Raw genomic sequence first — 26,327 nt, 5'->3', positions numbered from 1 at the left:
TCTGATGAAGCTTTTTCTGGCATCGTTGTGCGTGGGTGTGATCATTTGTATGGCGTGGATCACCATCGCTGCATCGCTTGACCGCAGTGTACTGAACTCCGGACGTGAGCTTTGGAATAACCTTTGGTTTCGTGCCACGTTGATGGACGCTTACTTCGCGTTTCTGACATTTTTTGTTTGGGTTGCCTACAAAGAACAAACGGTAATGGCCCGCGCCGGATGGTTTGTCGCGATCATGCTGCTGGGCAACTTTGCGATGTCCGGCTACGTGTTGTGGAAGTTGTTAACGATGAAAGATTTCTCGTGGCAGGCATTGTTGCTTCGCCAAGAGTCCGCAGTGTGATTCCCTTCGAGGCTAATTGATAACAATGTCACTCATTCAACTCGCTGAAAAACGTTGGCTACCTGACCCCGTGATTCGCTACGGAATGCGGCGGCTGTTACGCGATCGTCTAACACAAGAAACTCGTTTAGCAGGTGCGGATTTCGACGATGCGATTGATCGGTTTGCCCAACGCCAACGTCAAGCCGTGGTCACGATCGAAACTCATCGTGCGAACGAACAACATTACGAGGTGCCCGCTGCGTTCTTCGAATTGGTGCTGGGGGCTCGGCTGAAGTACAGTTGCGGTTGGTGGGCGGATGCCACCACGACGCTGGACGAATCCGAAGAAGCGATGTTGCGGTTGACGTGTCAAAGAGCAGGTATCGAGGATGGGATGCAAATCTTAGATCTCGGCTGTGGTTGGGGATCGTTGTCGCTGTGGATCGCCGAAATGTATCCTCATTGCCAAATCACATCACTTTCCAATTCGGTCAGTCAAAAAGCATTCATTGAGCAAAAATGTGCCCAGCGTGGTTTGCGAAACATCAACGTGATCACCGCGGACGTCGGCACGTTTGATACGCGGCAGACGTTCGACCGCGTTGTCTCGGTGGAGATGTTCGAGCATGTGCGAAATCACGAAACGCTCTTATCGCGGATTGCGAAATGGTTGAAACCTGAGGGCAAATTGTTTGTCCATATTTTTTGTCATCGCAATCTCGCCTACAGCTTTGAGACTGAGGGTGACGAAAATTGGATGGGGCGTCATTTCTTTTCCGGTGGCATTATGCCTGCCGAAGACTTATTCCTCCGCTACCAACGCGACGTAGCGGTCAAGCACCAGTGGTGGATTCGTGGCACTCACTATGCCCGAACGTGTGAAGAGTGGCTTTGTCGTTTGGACGCATGCGATCCCGAAGTGCTTCGAGTGTTAACACTGTCCGCAACAGACGAGTCACCACGAGTGCTGGTGCAACGTTGGAGAATGTTCTTCATGGCGTGTGCCGAGCTTTTTAAATTTGACAATGGCGATCAGTGGGGCGTCGGGCACTACTTGTTCGAGATCAATGAATTGACGGCGGGGGCCTGATGAGTACTTCGCTTGTTTTATTGTTCAGCGCCGGGGTGATTGCGACAGCAATGCTGCTGCTGTGGAGCATCAGTCTGCGTCTGCGTGACGCCAGTATCGTTGACATCTTTTGGGGCGTTGGGTTTGTCTTAGTGGCTTGGGTGACGTTTGTGGTCACCGAAACGGATTGGCGGTCGACGCTGCTTGCGATTCTGACCACGATTTGGGGGCTTCGTTTAGCGATCTATCTTGCCTGGCGAAATCACGGTAAAGACGAGGATGCTCGCTATCAAGCAATGCGCGAGCACCGCGGCGACAGCTTTTGGTGGATCAGTTTTTTCACGGTGTTTGGATTGCAAGGCGTCGTGATGTGGCTGGTTTCATTGCCGGTTCAAATCGGGCAAACCGTCGCTTCGCCGATGAACGGCTTGAATTATCTAGGCATCGCGGTTTGGGTCATCGGTTTCTTTTTTGAAACGGTCGGCGATCTTCAATTGGCACGCTTCAAAGCAACGAAGGATGAATCAGACAAGGTCATGGATCAAGGACTTTGGCGGTACACGCGGCATCCTAATTACTTTGGCAATGCCTTGATTTGGTGGGGGCTGTTTCTGGTGGCGGTGACGCCGTCGACGCTCTGGTTGGCGATCAGTCCTATCGCGATGACCTTTCTGCTGCTGAAAGTCTCGGGCGTCGCTCTTTTAGAACGTAGTCTCGCAGATCGCTCGCAGGAATATCGCGACTATATCCAACGTACTAGTGCGTTTATTCCTTGGCCGCCCCAAAACGATCTTCAGCATCGCGAGTCGTCGTAGACTCACCAGCCTCGCGTGCCCTGGCCGCCTTTGAAGGGACCGACGATGTTTTTGGTGATCCATCCACCGTAAAAATCACCTTCCTGAGAGACAACCCGTTCCCCGTCGACAAAGCACCGATCCACCTTACTTGGATAGAAAGCCAGATGGCCAGCGATCGCCCCAAACCTGCTGGTCGGACGTTTGTAACACCATGCTGCATTTTCGATAGTTTGGGTCCCAAGCTTCAGTGAATAATAGGTCGCTTGTCCCTTCCATTCGCAAAATGATCCATGCGGTGATTCGTGCAGCAAATCCATGCGTATCGTTTTGAAGTCAAAATAGTAGACCGGTGGATGGCTGGTTTCCAAGACACGAAAACAATTTTCAGAGGCAAGGATCACGGTACCGCGGACCACGATTTGGATGTTCTTTGTACAAGGTTCAAGACGAGGTGGACGAGGATAATCCCACACCGATTCTTGTCCTGGGCCGGGTTCGATTCGCTGGTGTTGCACACGATTTCCTTTAAATTTCCAAACGTCCCTTCATGACTTCGGTCCTCTGCTATTAAAGCAAGCTGGCAAGGGGATCGAACTCGACACGCAGAAACGCCATGCAAAATCGCCGCGTGCTTTAGAGCCATCCGACTCGGCGGAACCATCGATACAGCAATACGCACGCCAATGACATCACGATAAGGATGAAGGGATAGCCCCACGTCCATTCCGTTTCAGGCATGTGTTTGAAATTCATCCCGTACAATCCCGCGATCATCGTCGGTACGGCTAGGATCGCTGCCCAAGCCGCCAGTCGTTTCATGTCATCGTTTTGGGTGACCGAAATCAACGCTAAATTACTTTCGAGTGCCGTGTGCGAAAGTTGTTGCAGATTATCAATCAACTCGGCAATGCGGCTGACATGGTCGTTTACATCTTGAAAGTAAGGTCGCGTGTCGGCAGGGATGAGGTCGGAATCCATCCGTGTCAGATGGGCCGACACATCGATGAGAGGGGTAACCGCTTGTTTCAGCGTCAACAGATCACGGCGTAGATGATAGATTCGAGACGTGACGCTACGTACAAATTTTCCGCTGAAAATGTTGTCCTCCAGATCATCGAGCTCGGCTTCCAACGCATCGATTACCGGGAAATACTGGTCAACAATAAAGTCCATTAAGGCGTGTAATACAAACCCTTCGCCTTTGGCCAACAAGTTCGGTGTCGATTCGCAGCGGGTCCGCAGCCCCACGTGGGACGTCAACGATCCGTGCCGGACAGTGATGATGTAACGCGGGCCTAAAAACACGTGGGTTTCACCAAATTCGATTCGATGCTCACCATCCTCACAGAGTTTGGCAGTACGAATAACGACAAACATTGAATCGTCGTAGACTTCTAACTTCGGACGTTGGTGAGCCGAATGAGCGTCCTCGATCGCCAAGTCATGCAGTCCAAACGCATTTTGAATATGCGACAAAACCTGCTCGGTTGGTTCGTAAAGTCCGACCCAAATGAAGCGATCCGAATGCACCCAAGCATCACCCAAATCGGCAAGTGGGACGTCCGCCACTCGCACCCCTTTGTGGTATGCAGCAGAGTTGACCACACATCGCCGCGGTGTCGACGGAGATGGATCCGTGTTCTCAATTGTCAAAGCAGTTTTCCTGTACGGTCGGGGAATTCGCTATCGTTTCAATTTGCACAGGGTGGCGGGCGACTTGCGGAAGTTCATCATTGTCAATTGCTTTGTCTTGACGCGTGCTTTGCCATGACGAGGGTCAGAAAAACGAAAAGAGGATCATTACGGTCACACCGGGTTGGCGACATCGTCATAGCATAGTGGGTCCGTCGAGTCAGCTAGTTCGCATATGCGAAAGAAAATCTCGTGTTTGGTTCTAGTTTGTCACAGCATTGCGAGCCAAAATCGGGATGACAACCAGACGGCGTTAGCCGCAGGCCTCATTTTTTCAACGTTTTACCGAGTGGCGCCCCAACGCTAGCGAGTTCGGCTCACAAAAAAGGACAGTCGCGGTAGCCAAAGACCTCTCTACTGCAAACCATGGTCACAATCGACTACCTCGTTCTGCTTTTCTATCTCGCTGGCATTTTTGCTGTCGGCTGTCTGTTCGCGTTCAAAAACAAGAGCAGCAGCGACATGTTCGCCGCGGGCGGGCAATCGCCTTGGTGGGCCAGCGGTTTGAGTGCGTTCATGACGATGTTCTCCGCCAACACGTTCGTGGTTTGGGGCGGAATCGCGTATCGACAAGGCATGGTCGCGGTGCTGATCAATTTGATGTACGGCGTTGCCGCGATGCTGGTGGGTTATTTCGTCGCCGGTCGCTGGAAGCGGATCGGTGTGCAAACGCCTGCCGAATATGTGCAACTGCGTTTCGGTAATGGAGTGCTGCACTTTTATACTTGGTTTATGACGGTGTTTCGCATGATCACGACCGCCGGGGCGCTGTACGCGTTGGGCCGGATCTTGGTCAGTCTGATGCCGCTCGGCGAAGGCAACCCGCTGCGCGACCCTGCCACCGGCAACATGTCACTGTTTTGGGGCATCGCGATCTTCAGCAGCATCGTCGTGATCTATACGATGATCGGCGGGCTGTGGGCGGTGCTGATGACGGATGTTTTGCAGTTCATCATCCTGAATCTCGCGGTCCTGTTTGTGATCCCGTTGGCGTTAGCAAAAGTCGGCGGCGTCGCTGCGTTCATCGAAGCTGCCGCAGTCACTGAGTCGCTGCAAATCAAAGCTGGCGAAGTCGTCGCCGATGGTCATTTGTTGGATGCGATCTCAGGTGATTACACTTGGTTCTTTCTGGTCGGTTGGTGCGCCATTCATTTTTTCATGATCGGTGCCGAGTGGGCGTTTGTGCAGCGATTTATCTGTGTGCCGAACGAGCGGGCGGCGCGGATGAGTACCTACCTGTTTGGGGCGTTGTATTTGCTGAGCCCAATGTTGTGGTTGCTGCCGCCATTGATTTGGCGCGTCCACACGCCGATTCCCGCGGGTGCCAGCGAGGAAGTGGTTCTGCTGCTCAGCGAGACTGCCTATATCGACGCCTGCCGATCGGTGCTGCCCGTGGGGATGGTCGGGCTGATGATTGCCGCGATGTTTTCGGCGACGGCCAGCATGGTCAGTTCTCAATTGAACGTTTTTTCAGGCGTGATGACGCACGACATTTATCGCCCGTTGGCCAAGGTGGGCGAAGAGGATCCGAAATTGGTTTGGGTCGGCCGCTTGATAACGCTGCTGTTGGGTGCTCTGTTGATCGTGATCGCGTTGTCCTATCAAAAGCTCGGCGGTGCGGAAAAAGTAATCGTCAATATCACCGAGATGGTGGTGGTTGCATTGTTCGCACCGACGCTGTGGTCGCTATTTAGTCGCAGTATGACGAGTGTGGCGGTGTGGGTGACGGCAAGTGTCTCGCTGTGCTTTGGAGTCCTGTTTCGCTTCGGCCTGGGACACGACGGATTCCTGACGCCGATCGCGTCGATGCAGTCGATAGCTTCGTGGGTGCAAGCAAACAACAGTACGGTCAATACGTTTACCGGGGTGGTGATCCCCGTGCTCGTACTGATCGTCATGCAGTTTTTTAGCCGTGGAATTGCGACAGGGGATCAGCACGTTGCGGCTAAATCGCAAGCATCGATGGCGATTCCCGCAGGACGTTCGAGCCGATTGCCGGCTATCGTGGTGGGCTGGGCCGTCGCCGTTTGCGGAGGTTTGATGTTTATGTTGATGGCTGTTCCTGAAAACAGCCAGGATTTAATAACACTTGGCATCTTTGGTACCGTTTTAATTAGTTTATCGATCGCCATTTTGGCTGTGTCTTATCTCGGATCTGCCCGTGAAAAGTTGGCCGACGAAAAGAATGAAGAGAATGAAACGAAAGCGAAGTCATGAAGAAGAGTAGACCGGAAGCCGAGCGTCAGCTCAAAACCGACCACCTCGACACGGACCTCGTTGTTGTCGGTGGCGGGTTGGCGGGCGTCTGTGCTGCGATCACTGCTGCGCGAGCTGGCGTGAAAGTCGTCTTGGTTCAAGATCGACCGGTACTCGGCGGAAATGCGTCCAGCGAAGTGCGACTGTGGATCCTCGGTGCGACATCGCACATGGGCAACAACAACCGTTGGGCTCGCGAAGGAGGCGTGGTCGACGAAATTCTGGTCGAGAACATGTATCGCAACTCCGACGGTAACTCGCTGATATTGGATACGATCTTGTTAGAAAAGGTCGTCGAAGAAGCCAATATCACACTGCTGCTAAACACCGCAGCCTTTGAAGTCAGCAAAAGTGGTCCCGATACGATTCGTTCGCTGCGAGCGTTCTGTAGTCAAAACAGCACGATGTATGACCTACGTGCTCCGCTGTTCTGTGACGCATCGGGTGATGGCGTGATTGGCTTTATGGCTGGCGCCGCGTTCCGGATGGGGGCGGAATCGAAAAACGAATTTGGTGAAGGCTTTGCGCCCACCGACGAATATGGCGAACTGCTCGGTCATTCGCTCTACTTCTACACCAAAGATGTGGGCAAACCCGTTCGATTTGTGCCACCAAGTTATGCGTTGGATGACATCACTAAAATTCCTCGCTGGCGCAGCTTCAATGCCACGGAGCACGGATGCCAGCTTTGGTGGATTGAATACGGCGGTCGCTTGGACACGATCCACGACACCGAGAAAATCAAATGGGAATTGTGGAAAGTCGTCTACGGTGTTTGGAATCACATCAAGAACTCGGGCCAGTTTCCTGAAGCCGAATCGCTGACGCTGGAGTGGGTCGGACCGATTCCTGGTAAACGCGAGAGTCGGCGGTTCGAGGGTGACATCATGATGATCCAGCAAGACATCGTGGAGCAGCGACAACACTACGACGCCGTCAGCTTCGGTGGCTGGGCGGTCGACCTGCATCCAGCCGACGGTGTCTTCTCTGAAAAATCGGGCTGTACTCAGTGGCACAGCAAGGGCGTTTACCAGATTCCCTATCGGTCAATGTACAGCCGCAATGTAACCAACCTGTTTTTAGCAGGCCGAATCATCAGCGCCAGTCACGTCGCGTTCGGATCGACTCGCGTGATGGCGACCTGTGGTCACAACGCACAAGCCGTTGGTATGGCGGCAGCGATTTGTCATGAACAGAATCTGCTGCCGCGTGATCTGGCGAACAAAACGCGAATCGTTCGGCTCCAACGGGATCTGCTTCGCATCGGCCAGCACATCCCTCATGTCGAAATTGCCGACAACGAAGATCTTGCCGCTTCGGCGTCGATCACTGCCAGCAGTGTGATGCAGTTGGCAGAACTTGCACTGAATGACGAGTATGTTTCGCTCGAAAGTGCACGTGCGATGTTGATTCCAGTCCAGCAAGGGCCCATGCCTTCGATTCGCTTTTGGGTTCGCAGCAAAACAGACACCGAAATAGTCGTACAACTGCGGACTTGCAGCCGAGCCGAAAGCTTTACTCCCGATCAAATTCTGTCAGAAATCACGGTTCCCGTGGGGACATCTCAACGTGAACCGACGGCGCTAGCCGCAGGCAATGCATCTCACCAAGAATCCGATGCGAGCGGCTACAGCTCTCGATCACTTGATTCGTTTTTATCATCGCGCCCGATCAAAGTCGCCTTTGACGACGAAATCGAAGCTCCCCGCTACGTGATGGTCTGTTTCCTGCCCAATCCTGACGTTGAAATCGCTGTGAGTAACGAACGTGTGACGGGCGTATTGTCGCTCAGCCAAAGTGGAAACAAGAGAGTCAGCAATGGAGCGATTCAACAACCGCCTGATGGCATCGGAATCGAATCGTTTGAATTTTGGTTGCCCGAGCGACGACCAGGTGGCAAGAATCTGGCGATGGAGTTCGATCCACCGCTTCTGGGGTTTGAAGCTGAGAATATGGGGTACGGTCCAGAACGTCCTACTTCTGTCGTCAACGCTTGGGTCGCCGATGCAAGCGATACCCAGCCTTGGATCGACTTGACTTGGGACGAAGAAATGACAATTGGGCGGGTGATCGTTTCGCTCGACACCGACCTGGATCATCCGATGGAATCGGTGTTGATGGGGCATCCCGAGGCGGAGATGCCGTTTTGCGCAACGACGATCCGTGTTCGTGACGCCGCAGGAAACGTGCTGGCGGAACGACACAACAACCACCAAACACGCTGCAATTTCACGATCCCAGCGACGCAGACGGACCGCTTGCGAATCGAACTCAACAACGCTTCCGACGATATTCCGGTCAGTGCGTTTCGAGTTCGAGTGTTCACAGCCTGACAATTTTCGGCCATTAATGACGCGGATCACAACGTTTGTGGGAGCAGACAGCATGGGGCACGATCCACTTGCAAACACATCACGAAAATCACCTACGACGAAAGAGAATACTTAGCGATGACTTTAGTGAAGACAATGGTTGTCCTGGTTGCGTCGCATTGTATCTACGGTGCATTTGCGTCAGCTCAGGATGGGGCGATCCAGACGCAGCAAGTCAGTAAAGCGGAGAAACAAAGAGCTTCGACAATCGAACGTTCTCGTCCGGCCGAGTGGAAAAACTTGGTGACCGGCGGTCGCTTCATGGATTTGTTCGAGCCGATGCCCGACCGGGGCGGCATGACATCCGATACCTGGGGCGAAGCCGATGTCGTTCCCCGCGACATCAACAACGGCATCGAGGATCCAAAATGGTCTTATTGGGGCGGCAACACGCTGGCGGTGGACGGCAAGTATCATCTGTTCGTTTGTCGCTGGCCCGAGAACGATCCGCGAGGCCACTTTGCTTATCCTGATTCGATCATCGTGCACGCGGTCTGCGACAACCCGTTTGGCCCGTTCAAAGTCTTGGACGAAATCGGTCCTGGTCACAACCCCACTTGCTATAGCACAGCGAGTGGCAAGTACGTCCTCTACCACACCACAGGTTGCTACATCGCCGACTCGGTCAGCGGTCCGTGGAAAGCGTCTTCGCTAGTGTATGACAGCCGCGACCGGGCAAACACGAAGTCGGTCAACTATCTACACAACAACACGTTTGCGCAGCGCGAAGACGGTTCGTACTTGATGATCAATCGGCATGGCCAAGCTTGGTTCAGCGCGGATGGTATCTCCGCGTTTCATCGTGTCACCGAAGGTCGTGTTTACCCGCCCGCCGAAGGTCGCTACGAAGACCCGGTCGTCTGGAAGGATGACGTTCAATACCACTTGATCGTCAACGATTGGCAGGGCCGGATTGCCTGGTACCAACGATCCAAAGACGGAGTGAACTGGACCGTCGAGCCAGGCGAAGCCTACATTCCCGGCATCGCCATCCACCAGGACGGCAGCAAAGAGGAGTGGTACAAGTACGAACGGATTCGCATCTTGCAAGACGATCACGGCCGCGCGGTCGCCGCCAACTTTGCGGTCATCGATTTTGATAAACGGGGCGATCTGCCCAATGACAATCACAGCTCGAAGCTAATCGTGCTCCCCTTGACCAAGGGCCGATTGCTGACAGTGTTGGACGAGCAACCGATCACGCCGCTGACCCAATCGATTCGTGTGAAAATCCATGCGGAGCCCGGTTTTGATCCGCACACCGACCTCGATGTCGACTCATTGCGTTTCGGTGCGGCGGAGGAAGTCAACTTTGGTCGTGGCTGCAAGGCATCGAAAACCGAAAAGCTGGGGGACGATTTAGTGGTGACCTTTGAAGGAATAAGCGGCTTTACTCCCGAAAATTTCGCGGGCAAGCTACTCGGTAAAACGACTGCGGGAACGTTGCTGTTTGGTTGGTCACGGCTGCCGGAGGTAAACTATACTGAGCCGATCCTGTCCGCTCGAACGCCCGTTTTTGAGGGCAAAACAGCCCAAGTGCGAGTCGAGAACTTTGGGCAAGTGGCTTCGCAGCCGGCAGAGATTAAATTGTTACTCGGAGGCAATGAAATCGCATCGGAAAACGTTCCCACACTGCAACCTTTTCACGATGCCGTGGTACAGTTGAACTGTTTCAGCGTACCGCGCGATAAAAAGGAAACTGTAACCGTACAGATCACGAGCAACGGATCTGTGTTAAGTTCATTTTCAACCCCGTAGCGAAACTCGCCAAGAGTTTCGGAACCCTCACTCTATCTCAACCCGTAGTGAAATTCGCGAACAGTTTCGAATCCTCTATCTCTTCAACCTCATTGATGTGATGAACCGACTAATCCACCTCGGCTCTGCCGTGCTGCTTTCTCTGCTGACGCTCTCGACGGTAACGTTCGCGGCTACGACAGATTCACCGAATGTGATCCTGATTTTCGCCGATGATCTCGGACCGGGCATGCTCGGCTGCTATGGCCAGCAAGTTGTCAAAACGCCGAACATCGATCGATTGGCAGCCGAGGGAATGAAGTTCAACAACTATTACGGCGGTGTCTATTGCGCTCCGGCGCGTTGGACGCTGCTGTCAGGTATGCACGACGGTCGCGTCGGGGGTTGGGCACAAACTCGCGCGGGTCTTCCGATCTGGCGAGACGCTGGCGCAATCACTGAAGCAGAATATCAAAAGCGATTGGCTGCACTGAAAGCAAACGCGAATCCCATCGCCGAGAACGAAATGTTTCTCGCGCAGATCGCCCAGCAAGCTGGTTACAAGACCGCACAGTTCGGCAAGTTAGATCGTGGGTTTCTGACGTGGCACGAGCGTGTTAAACGCTTCGGATGGGATTTCTACGAAGGCTACTATGACCACCAGCGATGTCACGGTTTCTATCCGCCTTATCTGTGGCGAAATGGCGAGCGATTTGAATTGCCCGGCAACACGCGAGCCGATTGTGGCAAAACAAGTGAGCAGGGGGATGAACCGGTCGGTTATGGCGGAGAAACCTATTCGCAAAATGTATTCATCAAAGGCATTTTGAAGTATCTACGAGATCATCAAGAGGAACGCTTCTTCTTGTATCATCCCACCCAACTTCCGCACGGTCCGGTCGCGATCCCCGAATTACACCCCGACTTTGCCGATCATCCGACGATGTCGCTTGCCGAAAAGAAGTACGCGTCGATGGTCAAGATGCTCGACGATCATGTCGGGTTGATCATGACCGAACTGAAACGATTGGGGCTCGATGAAAACACCATCGTGTGTTTCACCTCGGATAACGGTCACGAACTTTATTACGGCCCGAAACCCGATTACAAACAGCAACGGTTGCCCAACGGGGAACCAGCCAATCTGACGGATAAAAAATGGCGAACGTCCGAACATGGCGACATATTTAATGGTGCTGGGGGGCGGGCCGGACTGAAACGCAGCGGTTACCAAGGCGGCATGCAGTGCCCAATGATCGTGCGTTGGCCAGAAAAGATCGCAGCGGGAACCGAAACCGATTTGCTCACCGCGCACTACGACTTCCTGGTGACGCTGGCTGATGTAGTTGCCGTTAAGAAACCGGCTGGGAAAGACGGTATTTCCTACCTGCCGACGTTGCTAGGCCAGCCGCAGACTCAGACGCATGATTATGTCATCGTCAACAACAGCTTTACCCAAATGGGCAGTAGTGCCTTGATTGCCGGAGACGGCATGAAGCTGGTGCAGTCTGACAGGAAGAAGGGGCTGTTTCAGCTATACGACATCCTGCATGACAACGAAGAACGCAATGATCTTGCCGCCCAATATCCGGAAAAGGTCGAGCAATTAAAAGCGATCCTGAAACAAGAAATCAACTCACAGCGTCCCGAGCTCACCCCGTAACAAAAGTCGCATTTCCCGTAGCGAAAGTCGTCAAGACTTTCGGCAGCCCATGTCCCTCCGTAGCGAAAGTCGCCAACGGCATGTTGATTTAATCGATCTTCGAAAATTGATGTTAGCCGTTTGGGCGCTAGCCCCGGGTCTGTGGTGAGGAAACCGGGGCTAGCGCCCAAGCGGCTAACTAAATCAACAGGCCGTCAAGACTTTCGTCCGTTCTCGCACGTTGCCCGGTGCCTCACGGCCCACGGATCACACGATCGACCACTCATTCTAAGATCCTGCTTGATATGAAACGATTCGCCCTCCCTCTGATCTTGGCTTGTTTTGCCCTCGTTGATTGTCGTGCCGACGAGTATATGACCAGCCCCGATGGGAAGGTTGCGGCCTCCGTTTTCTTGACTCAAAGCGGTGACCTGCGATATCGCGTGCAGTTCAAAAACCAAGAGGTCGTCGAGCCATCTGTGCTTGGTATCACGGTGGACGGGCTCGAACTCGGAAACGGCGTGATGCTTGGTGACCCCGACACGAGCGTGGTCGACGAGACCTACGTCACTCGCGGCAATCACACGCAGGCACGGAACCATTACAAGGTTTCAAAATTCCCGGTACACCACAAAGCGAGTGGTCGCAAATACTCGCTAGAGTTTCGAGTTTACGATGACGGCGTCGCCTACCGCTATGTCGTGCCAGCGGAAGCCCAGCCCAGCAAAACGACTCAGCATGTCGATGGTGAAACTTCCAGCTGGAAGATGATGGACGGGGCCAAGGTCTGGTACTTCGAGCGTCTGGCAAAGGGTTGGAAACTGAAATCGTACGCTGGCGAATGGATGTCTACTGATATCAACCATCTTGAAACCGCAACTCCGGCAAACGTCGGCCCGATCCAAGGCACGCCGTTGGTGTTTCAGTTACCGGGCGATCTCGGATATGCCGCAGTCACCAAGGCGGCGCTCTACAACTACAGCGGCATGCGTTTGAAGGCGACTGGCGATCGCACCGTGGTGGCGAACTTTACCGAGGGCGATGAGGGCTTTGATGTCCACGGCACGATCATTTCTCCTTGGCATGTCACCATGCTGGCTGATGATTTAAACGGATTGGTCAACAGCGATTTGATCACGAATTTGAATCCGACTCCTGATCCCGAGCTCTTCGCGGATACTCGATACATCAAACCAGGACGCAGCGTTTGGAGCTGGGAAACGCTGGGGCTGGATACGCCCGAGACGCAGCGAACATTCATCGATCTTGCCGCCGAAATGGGCTTTGAGTATTCGATGGTCGACGACGGATGGAAAGAATGGGACTCGCCTTGGGAAACGGTCCGCTCGTTGTGCGATCATGGTCGCAGCAAGGGCGTCGGCGTCTGGTTGTGGGTGCACTCGCACGACATTCATGATCCGTCGAATGACTATCAGCAGCTGCGGGACTACTTTGATCGGGTGACCGCCGTAGGGGCAGTCGGATTGAAGATCGACTTCATGGACAGCGAGGCAAAAGAGAAGATCGATTTTGAAATTGCGGTCCTGCGGAATGCTGCCCAGCGGAAGCTGTTAATCAATTTCCACGGTTGCCATGCGTCCACGGGGGAAGAACGCACCTACCCCAACGAACTGACACGCGAAGGCATCCGGGGGATCGAGGTCAATAAGCACAAGGAAGGTCCCTTACCCGCGTCACATAATGCCGCGTTGCCGTTTACCCGCTTCGTTGTGGGACATGGGGATTACACGCCGATTCTGTATACCAGTCCCGGGCCGACAACATGGGCGCATCAGCTAGCCACTTTGGTTGCCTTTGTCTCTCCGCTGCAAGTCTATGCGGAACATCCTGATGCAATGATGAAGGCTCCGATTTTGAAGCAGGGTTTTCCCGTCATGCAGTCCATTCCCACGGTCTGGGATGAAACGATCGTGCTTCCCCACAGCCGGATCGGTGACGTCGCGGCGATTGCCCGTCGCAGCGGCGACGAGTGGTTTGTCGGCGTTTTGAATGGTGCCGGAGCTCGCGACTATGAACTCGATTTGGGTTTCCTACCCGCAGGTACATACGAAGCGGTAATCGTCAGCGACGACTTAGAGGCAGAGCCGGTCGAACTCGCCAGCGTCGGAGTGAACATCAAGGCCAAACGAAAACAGTGGACCACTGCAGTGCCATTTAAAGTCGATCGCAGTTCGGTGGATCGTTCTAAGAAAATCAAAGTCCCGCTTGCCAAAGGCGGCGGCCTCGTCGTGCAGCTGATCAAACAATCGAATTAAGAATTTGGCCGGGAAACCTCTGCCAACGTTTCGACCATTTCTTCGACGAAGTTTGCTTTGGCTATCGTAAAGAGGTCCTGAGCTTAAGTGATTTGCGTATCGTAAATCGGATACAGACCTCCACGTATCCATTGTTCGTCGATTGGGGCAAACAGTGATGATTTGGACAATGTTCAGTGCAATCGCTATCAAAATCATGTGAATTGTATTCTGCCACGAATCACCACGAAGCGGCGGATCCAGATCTTATTCGTGCAAATTTGTGAGATTCGTGGCAAACTTTTCTAGAGGGCGATGGTTCTCTCAAGCTGAATATTTTGCCACGGATTGCACGAATTAACACGAATTGAAGAGCCGTTGTTTGTTCGTGCAAATTTGTGAGATTCGTGGCGAACTTTTCTTGAGGGTGGTGGCTTTCTCAAGCTGAATATTTTGCCACGGATTGCACGAATTAACACGAATTGAAGAGCCGTTGTTTATTCGTGCAAATTCGTGAGATTCGTGGCGGACTTTTCTTGAGGGCGATGGTTTTCTCAACCTGGATATTTTGCCACGGATTTCACGACTCAAGACGAATTGGGAGAGCTGGGTCTTATTCGTGCAAATGCGTGAGATTCGTGGCGAACTTTTCTTGCCGGCGATGGTTCTCTCAACCTGGATATTTTGCCACGGATTGCACGAATCAAGACGAATCGAAGAGCCGTTGCGTTATTAACGCAAATTCGTGGCGAACAATTTTTGAGGACTAGAACACGATTCGTTCATATTGAAGTTGCCTGTGTTTCCCGAAGTTCACAAGGAGCCCGAGTTTCAATCCGGTCGCCTTCAAATAGTTGATCATTTGAGCTCGGAATTTATCGCTAAGCTCGCTTGCTCCTTTTATCTCTACGATAATCTTCTCAGCACACACGAAGTCGGGGATGTAGACCGACTTCAGCGTCCTTTTTTTGAATTTGAGTTTCAATTGCTGTTGTGGCACGAACGGGATCTGACGATCGACAAACTCATATTCGAGGCATTCTTGGTATACCGCTTCGAGGAATCCGCATCCCATTTCATTATAGACTTCCATGCATGCTCCGATGATCCGGTAGCTTTCGTCCTTGTAAATGATGTCTGTCATTGGTCACCTTTTTGAGAGTGTCTGCCACGAATCTCACGATTTGAGAGAGTGGTTCTCTATTCGCGAAAATTCGTGTGATTCGTGGCAGAGTTTCTTGAGCGGGTTGGCTCATTTTACCGGAATAATCTGCTAGGGATCACTCGAATCGTTTGTTCGCTTGTTGTGTTTATGTCGGGTGTTCGATGCCGAACGCAATCCTTTGCAAGCTCGGTCCCACAGTGCATGCTGTCGTAGCGAAAGTCGCCAAGACTCTTGGCGAGTTCCGCTTCGCAGAACCAATGGTATTACGTTTGCACCAAATTTTGCGACTGATTTTGTGTGACAAATCGGTACTGATAATCCGCATGGGGAAATGTGATGAAAGCGATGGTATTGTCGCAAACGGCTCCGCTTAGCGAGAGACCGGATCCCTTGCGATGCGTCGAGATGGCAACGCCCGAGCCGGCGGAGAATGAGCTGTTGATTCGGGTCGCGGCATGTGGCGTTTGTCATACCGAACTTGATGAAATCGAAGGCCGACTGACACCGCCTCGGCTGCCAGTCGTGCCAGGGCACGAAGTCGTGGGCCGCGTGGTCGAGCGAGGTGCGATCGTCACCCGCTTCGCGATCGGCGACCGCGTCGGTGTGGGATGGATTCATCATTCCAGTGGCACAGCGGACGAGAATCTATCGCCCCAGTTCGCGGCAACCGGTTGTGACGTCAACGGTGGCTATGCAGAATTCATGACCGTACCGGAGGATTATGCGGTGGCGATCCCCGACAACCTTAGCGATACGCAGGCCGCACCGTTGATGTGTGCCGGTGCCATCGGATACCGCGCCCTGCGATTAACGGGGCTTCGTGATGGCGAGCCGCTGGGCTTGATGGGATTCGGAGGTTCGGGGCATCTCGTGCTGCCAACAGCAAAACATTTGTTTCCGAACTCGCCCGTCTATGTTTTCACGCGAGACGAATCGGTCCAGCAGTTCGCCTGCGAATTGTCCGCGGATTGGGCGGGCGACATTGATGCGGTGCCGCCCGAACCGCTGCAAGCGATCATCGATACGACGCCTGCTTGGAAGCCGGTCGTGGAATCGATGAAGAAACTTCGCCCTGGGGGGCGCTTGGTGATTAACGCGATTCGCAAAGAAGACGCGGACAAAAACGAATTGCTGAAATTGAGCTATCACGAACATCTGTGGATGGAACGCGAAATCAAATCGGTAGCAAATTTGACGCACCGTGATATCGCCGAGTTCTTGCCGCTCGCCGCCGAGATTCCGCTGCTGCCTGAGGTAACGCTGTATCCACTCGAGCAAGCCAACGAGGCGCTCCGCAACCTTCGGCGCGGACAAATCAAGGGTGCCAACGTCTTGGTGGTTTCGTAGCGGCAGGACACTTCTTGGTGGATGCCACGACTGGTTCCGAGGCTCCTGTCTGGGAACCCAATGAATTGCAGGCTCCCGCCTGCCGAGCGAGACATGACGAGGCGGGAAAAGACGAGGAGGGAGCCTCGAAAGCAGTGCATTGCCAGGCAGGAGCCTGGGAACGAGCGTTTTTTTGTTGGCGATTACCGAAAAGTGTCCAAAATAGAGACAAATTGTCTCGCCAAACGTCCAAAACAGGCGAGCGGATACCTATAGAGAGTAGCGAACCATCGTGTCTGTCTTTGTAGGGCCGGTTCCTACCGGCCGACTCCATGGACGCGTTTAGGACGGCCGCTAGGAACCGGCTCTACTCGACTCGCCAGAAAAGTACAAAAGTCGAACTTAGCTTTTTGATTGCAATCTGAACGATGAAACCCAACGACAAGAAAATGGTCTCAAACGAAGTCTTCGCCATGTTCGAGAAGGCGATCGAAGGCGGACTTTCGCAGCAGGATGCGGAACGTCTCGACCAACTCGTTCGCAGTGATCAGGGGATCCGTCGTGCCTACCTTCAATACACGCATCTACACGCCTGTTTGCATTGGGATGGGGTTTCGATCAGTGATCATGACCAGCGAGACTTCGTCAATGCGATGCAAGATTCAGCAAGCGATTCTGTCGCCATGGCGGCCTTTGCCTCGTCGGACTCGCCTCAAAACGATATGGGGCGAGCCGTCACCGCTGCGGCGAAGCTGACGCAGAATGATTCAGCCAACGTCACTCTGTTTTCGAACCGGTGGGCCGATCACTTTTTCCGCTACGCCAGCGTCGCTGTGGTCGCAGTTTTGCTAACCGCATTTTCGCTGTCGTTCGTTCAATCTTGGGGGACGCCGACGGCACAGACCGACTCGGATCTAAACGTCGAAGCGGTCACTCGCGTGGACGCGACGGTCGCTCGCGTGGTGCAGCGAATTGACTGCGTCATGCAAAACGAGAAATGGAATTTGACCAATCCGTTCGCATTTGAATCGGGGCAAACCGTTTCCGTCAGCGAAGGCTTGGCGGTGATTGAATTCAACAGTGGCGCGCGGGTGACGCTCGAAGGACCCGCAGAACTCGAGATCGTAACGGCAAACCGTGGCTTTCTTCACAATGGCAGATTGACGGCCACGGTACCCGACGCGGCGATTGGTTTCGAAATAGGGACGCCCACCAGTCGAGTGATCGATTACGGCACCGAATTCGGAGTCAGCGTCAGCGACGACGGTGACACTGAAACTCACGTGTTTGACGGTGAGGTGCAGGTCGTACCCGATGTTTCGGACATGACCGACATTCGTTCTGGGGAAACAGCAAACGCCGCGACAAACGCGGCGACGAAGGAACCGGCGATAAAAGACACAGCGACCGGAGCGACGTCCACGGATGCAGCCAACTCAGGACGTCGATTGACCGAATCGATGGCGATGCGTGTGAACGCTCAACCAACATCGGGCGAGGCGAACTCGCCGCCAACACAAACCATCGCATCTCGCCCGCAAGACTTTATCCGTGTTGCGAAGAAAGGTTCCTCCTTCGATGCAAATCGCGATCGAATCACCGACTTGCCACAAGCGGATCGTTTGATCATGTGGTTCGAAGCAAGCCAGGGCGTTCAATTGGATGCAGATTCACGCGTGGTTTCCTGGCAAAATCTTGCCCCTGTCCAGTCTTTGGATCGAGCCTCCGGTTCAACCTCTGCAGCGTGGCAAGTCGATGCAGCACATCGTCCGATGTGGCAGCCCGATTTAGCCGGCAATCATCCCGCTATCGCATTTAGCGGACTGGATCGCAAAGAGCACCTTGTCACCACGCCGATTGAGACGGGCGATGATTTGTCTGCCTTGGTGGTTTGTCGTTTCTCGGGCGTTGCACCCTACGGTCCGTTTCTGGCCATGAACACTACGAACAGGGTGAAGCTGCATCTCGCACGAGAGAACATGCATCCCAGGTATCGAGCCTTCTCGAGCAAGTTCAATCGAGCGGAAGTTCCCCCGTTTCGAAAAGTCGAAGTCGGCATTGACTCGCCGGTCACCGAACAACTGCCTTCCACCGAACATCTGATCGTGTGCGGCGTTCGCTACAGCCACCAGTCCGGAACATTTGAACTGTTCCAAAACGGCATGATCAAAGGCACCGGCGAGCCACTGGGCAGTCTGGCGGGTGAGTCGATCCACGTCATCGGTTCGCAAAAAGATTGCTCTCGTTTCTTTTTCCAAGGCAGTGTCGCGGAGATTGTGGTCTACGATCACATGCTGGACCGCGACGCCTTTGACATTGCAATGACCTCGCTGATGAACAAGTATCAGATCGACGCCGTTAACTCGGAAACACTTGATTCGGTCCCTCGCTGACGCTCTTTTTAGTAGGCCGGATCAAGCAAACGGCGTAAATGCCGGATCGGCGGACGCAATTGAGAATTTCATATCGGTCCGAGGCTCATTCGAAAAGGCTGCCGTTTGCGCCGATCCGGCATGATCCTGCGTCCTTGATCCGGCCTACAACTCGCCCGCAAACACAATAACGCAACTTCAAAATGCGTTTACTCGGGCCGTTGCGGGCGACCCCGCTCATTGTCTTCGGCACCATGGCCACCTTGTCTCGGTGGTGGTGGGTTTTGCAGCTGCTGCTCTTGTTCGTCCGTCAAAATGCCCGCCAGCCGCTTGTTGACATCGTCTTGCAATGCCGTCAACTGGCGAGTTTGCCTATCGGTTAAGCTCAGCGATTCGATGATGAAATCGGGAAGCACCTGGCCAGGACGAGGTGGCGGACCGGTGTGCTCACCAGCGGGTTGTTGACGATTCATTTCGCCACCGGCGGGGCCACCGAATCCATCGTTTTGTGGCGGCGGGCCACCGCGACCTCGCTGATTGCTACCACGCTGGGTTTGCATTGCCAGATACAATTCTTGTTTGGTCAAACAGCCATCACGGTTTGCATCGGCCTGATCAAACATCTGGCTCATCATCTCGATCGGTGACCCACCGGGACCCCCAAATCCCGGCGGGCCACCACGCCCTGGAGGTTGTGCGTTGGCGACGTTTGACCAAGCGATCAGAGCAAAAATTGCGAGTTGCGGGAGCAGGCGATACATGGTTCGTGATTCCGAGAGAAGCGGCGATGGTAAAGGTGGTCTGCTAACCAATGCGTGGTCGGTCGCCCCCAGGTGCCAAGAAATTCCCGAAATCAGATTGCGGCCTCTCTCGGAGACTGCTGAAGTAGTACGACATCACCGTTCTTGTGTTAAACCGTTTTGACGAACGCTGCGAAGCATTTTCTGTAGCTACCTTCGCCAGAAGGTGGTAATTCGATGTGGACGCCAACAATCCACGCTCTGGCGAGCGTAGCTACGAAACGCAAATGCCGTAATCTGCCGCCTCTAAATGCTTCACAGCGTTGGCCAAAACGGCTAACTAAATCAGCACTCTCTCTCGGCGTGTAAACGCTAATCCTGAGGCGGCGTGCCCGGCGGACGCCACACTTTACGGGTGAACGCAACTATCATATTGCCGCAGGACATTGTGATTTCGACGAATCTATCTGCTTCCTAACGCTTGAAATAGGATCATGGACGCATGAGTTTTGGCCGACAATTTTTAGTGACGATAGCACTCATTGCATTACCACTAATCGCGACCACCGCATCCGATTCGGCGGAGCGTCCCAACGTGCTGTTCATTGCCGTCGATGATCTGAATGACTGGATCGGTTGCCTAAAAGGACACCCGCAAGCTCTGACGCCAAACATCGATCGGCTAGCGGCAAGAGGCGTCTTGTTCACCAACGCGCATTGTGCCGCGCCAGCCTGCAATCCGTCGCGAGCTGCGATCTTCAGTGGACAGATGCCGGATGTCACCACTGTCTGGTCCAACGACAGCAAGCGACTGAATCCAACGCAGCTCAGCGTACCTCTTCTGCCGATGGCGTTTGCCAAATCAGGCTATCGCACACTGGGGACGGGCAAGCTGCTGCATTCGGGTGGAAGCAAAGCATTCGACGAATACTTTCAAGTCGAACAACGTTGGAGTCCGCTGACGAAAAAATCCGTCGAGTACACTGCCAAAGAACTGCCCAGCAAAGCAACCGACGATCCTCGTCACATCGTCCATGACGCTCGCGGTCGATCGATCCTGCTACCGCTGAACCGAATGCCTTCGGATCGAGCACCCGAGAAGAAAGATGGCGAGTCATTCGACTGGGGCCCGTTCGATGTTCCCGATTCGGAATTTGGTGACACACAAATCACCGATTGGGCAATGACAAAGATGGAACAACGTGGCGACCAACCCTTCTTTCTCGGCGTGGGCTATTACCGGCCGCACATCCCGCTGTGGGCACCGAAACGGTTCTTTGATCGCTTTCAAAACGAGCCCGCTGAGCTGCCTGATGTGATCGACGATGACCTTGACGATCTAAGTGATGTCGCGCGTCGGTGGGCGATAGAACCGATCACCGCAGGCAGCCACGGGGCCGTGCTGAAACACGATCAGTGGCAGGCTGCGGTCGAAGCATATTTGGCGTGTATCACGTATGTGGATTACGAGATTGGTCGCTTACTTGACGCATTGGATACGGCTCCCTGTGCCGACAATACCGTCATCGTGTTGTGGTCCGACCATGGCTGGCATCTGGGCGAGAAACAACACTGGGGTAAATGGACGGGGTGGGAACGATCCACTCGCGTGCCCCTGATCATTGTGCCACCCAAAAATCAATCCGACCGTTTCGCCGCTGCCGGATCGCGGTGTGATCAACCCGTCGGACTGATCGATCTGTACCCGACATTGACGCAGTTGTGTGGCGTCACGCCGCCGGAGGGACTTGATGGCCAATCGCTTGTACCGCTGTTACACGATCCTGCGCAACGCAGCGAACGCGTGGTGGTGACGATGTTCGATCCCGGTAACGTGTCGCTTCGCAGCGATCACTGGCGAATGATTCGTTACGCCGACGGTTCGCAAGAACTGTACGATCACCGCAATGATCCCCACGAATGGCACAATCTTGCCGACGACAAGCAGCATGTCGGCCGGAAAGATTCGCTCAATCGAATCCTGACAACGTACCTCGACAGAAACAAGTAACTGCATTTTTCCGTAAAGGAAAGTCGCCTTTTGCTCCGCAAAAGTAGCGTTTACTGAGCGTACTTTCGTGGAGCGAAAGGCGACTTTAATAAATTCACAGCCCGGTAGCGAAACTCGCCAAGAGTTTCGGCCGGGGCTGGATCATCCAACGCTCTTCAAAACCAAATCAAGCATATGAAACCGTCACCTTGGATACCCCTCCTTTTTGTGTCTCTGGCAAGTCACTCGTTCGCTGCGGATTGGCCGATCACCAGCGACACGGCGCCGACTCAGTGGAGCGTCGCTCGGGATGAAAACATCGCGTGGAAAATCACGCTTCCCGAGACAGGGCAAAACACGCCGGTTGTTGATGGCGATCAAGTCTACTTTTCGACGATGAAACCCGTTGACGGCGATTCGCAGCTCGGCAGTGACATCGTCGCTTGGTGTTGTGACGCCAAGAGCGGCGATGTTCTGTGGAAACGCGACATTGCTGCGGAGTACCCATTGCGACTGTCCGGCTGTTTCGGCGACAGCACCTCGCCGCCAGCTGTATGTGATGGCGAGCGTGTCGTGTTTATCAATGCTTCGGGAAAAATCGCCTGTTTTGATCGGTCGGGAAAGCCGCTTTGGTCCAAAGAAATTCTTAGCGTCAGCCGCACGCTGCCCTTCCACCGCGATGGTCAATTTGTCTTCACTCGCCAAGTCTACCCGCCCGAACCCGATGGTAATTTCGGACACCAGTATGCAGATTCACCGCTGCCGATGTGGACGCAACTGCAGTCGCTGGACATCGCTACTGGTGAAGTCGTTTGGACTAGCGAGTGTGGCGTCAACATGGGCTGTGCCGTCTTGCCACAGAAACTAAACGATGGCCGTGATGTCGCCGTGGTCGGACGCGGCGGAGGTCATGGACCTCCAGAAAAACCCGACGGTGTTTCGCTCGTGGACCTTCGTGATGGACGGACACTTTGGTCGTTCGAACTCCCGGCATTCATGGCCACTCAGAGCTTCCGTGTGCGTGATGACGAGGTCCACCTGTTCCACGAGGACGAGCATCTGACGATCGATGCACATAGCGGCCATATCGTTCGTCGCAATTCCATTTTGAAGGACGTCTCGGTCAGGAAATGGGACGACGGCACTCGAGTGACTCAGACGGAGACGATTCCCGGAAAATCCTCGCGGATGATCACACAGACCTCCAATCTGCTGATGGGTCCCTATCATTATTTTCGCAGCTACACGCAACCGTACCTCGGTCGTGTCCAGGTCGAAACGGGAGCCGTCGAGTACCTGGAATTGCCACTCCAGCTTTCACGTGGGCCGGGCAAACCCGACAGCTACTGTTGGTTCCAACCGCCAAAGAACAAGAAAGAACCACAGCTAAAAGATCAAGCGATCGCTGCCAACGAAGTCAAGAACTCTCGCGGCTTTGTGGTGATGGGCGACAAACGCTCGACCGGTAATGGCTGGGGGCACATCGCCGCGCCCACGCCGTCCGTGGCGGGCCCGTATCTGTACGTGCCCGTGATGAACGGCACTGTCTATGTGATTGATTGGAATGCGGCCAAGTTGGATGAGTCGGCAGTGATCGCGATCAACGACCTCGGTCCTGCGGGCGAGTCTTACACACGAGCGAGTTTGTCGTTTGCCAAAGACCGCATTTTCGCGCACACGATCCGCGAGTTGATCTGCATCGGTCTAGACACACCAGTAAAATGACCCAACGTTCGCGTCCTCTCCATCAATGGCCTCACCCCAACTTGAACTGTTATGAATTATCGAATCCTACTGACTGCGTGTTGTGTCTCACTAATCTCGTTCAGCGTCTTAGTTGCCAAAGACAATGCTTCTGGGAATGGGGCTGCTAATAACGGGGCTCCCGCCAATAGCGAGCTTGTTGTCGATCAAACGTTTGATTCGGACATGCTTGATAGTAAATGGCACATCAATACGGGAACCTGGGCGGTCAAGGATGGAGTGCTCAAAGTAAGCGAAGTGGCGTCGGACAAGCACGCGGCGGCAGCCCGGTTCCCCGTCGAAACCAACAACGCGGTTTACCAATTGCGTTTCCGCATGGTCGATGATGCGAAAGGGTTTCATCTTGGATTTGATCCGGCACCTAGTGAGCTGGATAAAAAGGGGCACCTTTTTTCTGTGATTGTCACCCCGAGTGCGTGGAAAATAATGAAGCACGTCGACAAGAAAAATCCCAAAGAGGATCCCAACGAGGTGCTTGCAAATGAGTCGATGTCATTCGAAAAAGGCCGCTGGTATACGCTGCGATTGACCACCTGGGAAACGTACGTGACCGCGACGATCGACGGCAACCAATCGCTCAAAGCAAACCATCCTACGTTTGGCGTCACGAAACCGACGCTTGTCTTTCGCTGCCAGGGTGACGGTGTCGAGCTGGATGACATCAAGGTGTGGCGTCAAGTCAAATAGTGGGTTGTCGCTACGGTCGATTGGCATGGCTTGCCGTCTATCTATAGTCTCGGTGGTCAACTCCTCCCCACCCTTGCACCGAGATTTGTTTGATGACGAGAAGAAAAATGGGCAATATCACCTTGATCATTCTGATCGTAGTTGTGGGTATCTTCGCTTGGAACATGAAGGCGTTCGCAGGATACGAGTCTGCCGAATACACAGTCGTAGAGTCGGACGGCTCGTTTGAGATCCGTGATTATCCTGATCTGAAATTGGCCGCGACCGAGATGGGGTTCAAATCCCAAGGTCGTGACGGCAGCTTTATGCGACTGTTTGGCTACATCAGCGGCGGAAACGAAGCCAAGCAAAAAATTGAGATGACCACGCCGGTTTTTATGGAAGCGGGCGAGGAGGAAACCAAAGGACAAATGGGGTTTGTGATTCCCAAGCAGGTCGCTTCCGAAGGGGCTCCTGAGCCGGTATCCAAGGACGTCAAAATCCGCGAACGCAAAGGCGGCCGTTTTGCGGTGATTCGGTTCTCAGGAATTATGAATGCCGAGACGGCAAGCGAGTCCGAAGCGAAGTTAAGAGAGTGGATCGAGCAGAAGGGATTGGTTGCCGAGCAAGCGGCTGAAACCGCAGGCTACGATCCGCCGTTCACTCCCGGCCCGCTGCGACGAAACGAAGTTCTGATTCGTTTGAAATGTGAGGTTCCTTCGGACAAGTCGTAGCGAAACTCGTCAAGAGTTTTGGCCGCCGTGGCCGCGTTTGCTTTGCCAACGCTGGTTCACAGGGGGTGTGCATCAAGGGCGTTCATTTCCGGAGCCTGACACGAACGGATGCTCGGCCTGCTTGTTTGCTTTTTTTGATGTCGAACAGATCGATCGCCTCAAACATGTCACTGAGTTTGGGAAAACCATAGGTGCGGTGATTGAACGGTCCTTGGTTGGAAATGTAGGATCCCACTTGGCCAAGCGATGCCCAACCATCTTCGTCGGCTGCGTCCTTTACTGCCGATCGAAGCGTGTTCATCAGTTTGACATTCTGTTTTAGCGAGGAGACCGAATGTTCCTTTTTCTTCTGCTTCGTCTTGCTGTTGTCGTCTTCGTCCAGATAGATGAAATGGCTGCACGCCAGCACGAAGGCTTCCGGCGATGTTTGTCGACCGAATCCGATGACTTGCTTACCGTCCTCACGTAGCCGGAGAACCAGCGGGGTGAAGTCGCAGTCAGACGAAACCAGACCAAACGTATTGACCTGCTTGGTGTAGAGGATGTCCATGGCATCGATCAATAGCGCCATGTCGGCAGCGTTTTTGCCTTTGATCAAGTCGAAACATTGCTTCGGTGCGATCGCGTATTCATGCAGCACCTTGATCCAACCATCAAGCGGCCGCTTGGTCCAGTTTCCATAGGCTTTTCGGATATTGACGATGCCGTAGGTAGCCAGTTCGGAAATGATGAAGTCGATCTTTGCGGCAGGCGCGTTGTCTGCATCAATCAGTAGCGCGATGCTGTCGTTGAGGTCTTTGTCAGTCATGAATGTCGGTCACTCAAGAGAACGATGAGCAAGGGAATGGTGTAGAGAGGAATGCGTAGGCCGATTCAAGTAATGAAGCATCGCCGCTGTGACAAGCGAGTTCGCTGCCACCCACCGGTCGATTATAGCCTCGCCAATCGCCCAAAGGTTTAACACGCGGTTTGCACTGTCGACCGCCTGATTTGCTCGTGTTGCGAACGCCAACCTACGACTTGCGGCGTGCTTGATCCCAGACGCTGGGGGTGACACGTTGGTTCTCATCCTGATCGGAACGTTGATTGCGATGTCGATCATCGTAACGGATCGAGTCCAAGTAGAGTCCTTCCACCTTGGCTCGGGCCCAATCGGTCTTTCGCAGGAATTTTAAACTGCTCTTGATGCTCGGATTGTCGGTGAAGCAGCGTATCCTGATTCGCTGTCCGAGTCCCTCCCAGCCGTACTCCATAACCAGATAATTCAGTATCGACTCAAGCGTGACCCCGTGAAGGGGATTGTTGGGCTGCGGGAGCGAACGATTGGGCTGGCTTGGATTCATGGCACCAGTTTAGCGTGAAAGGCAAATCGGTGCGATGCATTCTGAAGGTCAGCAAACTGTTTTGTCTCACACCTCTGATGAC

General features: G+C 53.7%; 20 protein-coding genes. 14 read left to right on the top strand and 6 right to left on the bottom strand.

What is annotated here, in order from left to right:
* Positions 1–4: 4 nt before the first annotated feature.
* From SH528x_RS37080 to SH528x_RS37070, 3 genes are read left to right on the top strand one after another with little or no spacing between them, the layout of a single operon-like run.
* Complete coding sequence (locus SH528x_RS37080) at positions 5–343, top strand: DUF1475 family protein (RefSeq protein WP_442508446.1); 339 nt, start codon at positions 5–7, stop codon at positions 341–343.
* Between the two features lie 25 nt (positions 344–368).
* Positions 369–1,415 carry an SAM-dependent methyltransferase gene (locus SH528x_RS37075; RefSeq protein WP_442508445.1) on the top strand — a complete coding sequence of 349 codons (1,047 nt, stop codon included), beginning with the start codon at positions 369–371 and terminating at the stop codon, positions 1,413–1,415.
* Entirely contained in the window at positions 1,415–2,209 is a 795-nt protein-coding gene (locus tag SH528x_RS37070; protein ID WP_442508444.1) for a DUF1295 domain-containing protein, read from the top strand. The genes SH528x_RS37075 and SH528x_RS37070 overlap by 1 nt, the downstream gene beginning before the upstream one ends.
* Before the next feature lie 2 nt (positions 2,210–2,211).
* Here the strand turns inward: SH528x_RS37070 and SH528x_RS37065 are convergent, their stop codons facing one another.
* Together SH528x_RS37065 and corA are read right to left on the bottom strand one after the other, a co-directional pair.
* Positions 2,212–2,706: a DUF427 domain-containing protein gene (locus tag SH528x_RS37065; protein ID WP_442508443.1), complete on the bottom strand. Its 495-nt coding sequence runs from the start codon at positions 2,704–2,706 to the stop codon at positions 2,212–2,214.
* Between the two features lie 118 nt (positions 2,707–2,824).
* Entirely contained in the window at positions 2,825–3,844 is a 1,020-nt protein-coding gene (gene corA, locus SH528x_RS37060) for a magnesium/cobalt transporter CorA (protein ID WP_442508442.1), read from the bottom strand.
* A gap of 405 nt (positions 3,845–4,249) precedes the next feature.
* Between corA and SH528x_RS37055 the strand changes: the two genes are divergently transcribed.
* From SH528x_RS37055 to SH528x_RS37035, 5 genes are all read left to right on the top strand, one after another.
* A complete protein-coding gene (locus tag SH528x_RS37055) occupies positions 4,250–6,100 on the top strand; it encodes a sodium:solute symporter family transporter (RefSeq protein WP_442508441.1) in 1,851 nt (616 codons plus the stop codon).
* Positions 6,097–8,472, top strand: coding sequence for an FAD-dependent oxidoreductase (locus tag SH528x_RS37050; protein WP_442508440.1), 2,376 nt, complete (start codon positions 6,097–6,099; stop codon positions 8,470–8,472). The genes SH528x_RS37055 and SH528x_RS37050 overlap by 4 nt, the downstream gene beginning before the upstream one ends.
* 117 nt (positions 8,473–8,589) lie before the next feature.
* The gene (locus SH528x_RS37045) at positions 8,590–10,269 is read left to right on the top strand and encodes a glycoside hydrolase family protein (protein ID WP_442508439.1); all 1,680 of its coding nucleotides are present in this window, start codon (positions 8,590–8,592) and stop codon (positions 10,267–10,269) included.
* A 100-nt stretch (positions 10,270–10,369) separates the two neighbouring features.
* Positions 10,370–11,911 (top strand): arylsulfatase, encoded by a 1,542-nt coding sequence (locus SH528x_RS37040; RefSeq protein WP_442508438.1) that lies wholly within the window; start codon positions 10,370–10,372, stop codon positions 11,909–11,911.
* 284 nt (positions 11,912–12,195) lie between these two features.
* Entirely contained in the window at positions 12,196–14,166 is a 1,971-nt protein-coding gene (locus SH528x_RS37035; protein ID WP_442508437.1) for a glycoside hydrolase family 97 catalytic domain-containing protein, read from the top strand.
* A 745-nt stretch (positions 14,167–14,911) separates the two neighbouring features.
* Here the strand turns inward: SH528x_RS37035 and SH528x_RS37030 are convergent.
* Positions 14,912–15,289 carry a GxxExxY protein gene (locus SH528x_RS37030; RefSeq protein ID WP_442508436.1) on the bottom strand — a complete coding sequence of 126 codons (378 nt, stop codon included), beginning with the start codon at positions 15,287–15,289 and terminating at the stop codon, positions 14,912–14,914.
* Between the two features lie 357 nt (positions 15,290–15,646).
* Here SH528x_RS37030 and SH528x_RS37025 point away from each other — a divergent pair, with 357 nt between their 5' ends.
* Positions 15,647–16,657: a zinc-dependent alcohol dehydrogenase family protein gene (locus tag SH528x_RS37025; protein WP_442508435.1), complete on the top strand. Its 1,011-nt coding sequence runs from the start codon at positions 15,647–15,649 to the stop codon at positions 16,655–16,657.
* Between the two features lie 407 nt (positions 16,658–17,064).
* A complete protein-coding gene (locus SH528x_RS37020; RefSeq protein WP_442508434.1) occupies positions 17,065–19,029 on the top strand; it encodes a FecR domain-containing protein in 1,965 nt (654 codons plus the stop codon).
* A 188-nt stretch (positions 19,030–19,217) separates the two neighbouring features.
* Here SH528x_RS37020 and SH528x_RS37015 read toward each other — a convergent pair whose 3' ends face one another.
* Positions 19,218–19,769 (bottom strand): EF-hand domain-containing protein, encoded by a 552-nt coding sequence (locus SH528x_RS37015; RefSeq protein ID WP_442508433.1) that lies wholly within the window; start codon positions 19,767–19,769, stop codon positions 19,218–19,220.
* 481 nt (positions 19,770–20,250) lie between these two features.
* Between SH528x_RS37015 and SH528x_RS37010 the strand changes: the two genes are divergently transcribed.
* From SH528x_RS37010 to SH528x_RS36995, 4 genes are all read left to right on the top strand, one after another.
* Complete coding sequence (locus SH528x_RS37010; protein ID WP_442508432.1) at positions 20,251–21,759, top strand: sulfatase; 1,509 nt, start codon at positions 20,251–20,253, stop codon at positions 21,757–21,759.
* A 207-nt stretch (positions 21,760–21,966) separates the two neighbouring features.
* Positions 21,967–23,463: an outer membrane protein assembly factor BamB family protein gene (locus SH528x_RS37005; RefSeq protein WP_442508431.1), complete on the top strand. Its 1,497-nt coding sequence runs from the start codon at positions 21,967–21,969 to the stop codon at positions 23,461–23,463.
* A gap of 51 nt (positions 23,464–23,514) precedes the next feature.
* Positions 23,515–24,189 (top strand): hypothetical protein, encoded by a 675-nt coding sequence (locus SH528x_RS37000; protein ID WP_442508430.1) that lies wholly within the window; start codon positions 23,515–23,517, stop codon positions 24,187–24,189.
* Between the two features lie 92 nt (positions 24,190–24,281).
* On the top strand, positions 24,282–24,902 hold the full coding sequence (locus SH528x_RS36995; protein ID WP_442508429.1) for an SOUL family heme-binding protein: 621 nt from the start codon (positions 24,282–24,284) through the stop codon (positions 24,900–24,902).
* A gap of 82 nt (positions 24,903–24,984) precedes the next feature.
* On the opposite strand, the gene SH528x_RS36990 is transcribed toward SH528x_RS36995, so the two are convergent.
* Both SH528x_RS36990 and SH528x_RS36985 read right to left on the bottom strand, forming a co-directional pair.
* Positions 24,985–25,710 carry an NYN domain-containing protein gene (locus SH528x_RS36990; protein WP_442508428.1) on the bottom strand — a complete coding sequence of 242 codons (726 nt, stop codon included), beginning with the start codon at positions 25,708–25,710 and terminating at the stop codon, positions 24,985–24,987.
* Between the two features lie 205 nt (positions 25,711–25,915).
* Positions 25,916–26,245: a VF530 family DNA-binding protein gene (locus SH528x_RS36985; RefSeq protein ID WP_442508427.1), complete on the bottom strand. Its 330-nt coding sequence runs from the start codon at positions 26,243–26,245 to the stop codon at positions 25,916–25,918.
* Positions 26,246–26,327: the final 82 nt, after the last annotated feature.

The sequence above is a fragment of the Novipirellula methanifontis genome (assembly GCF_052161655.1).
In the GTDB taxonomy this organism is placed as follows: Bacteria; Planctomycetota; Planctomycetia; order Pirellulales; family Pirellulaceae; genus Novipirellula.
The sequence above is the reverse complement of the archived record's forward strand: the minus strand, read 5'-3'. Positions and strand labels throughout refer to the sequence as shown.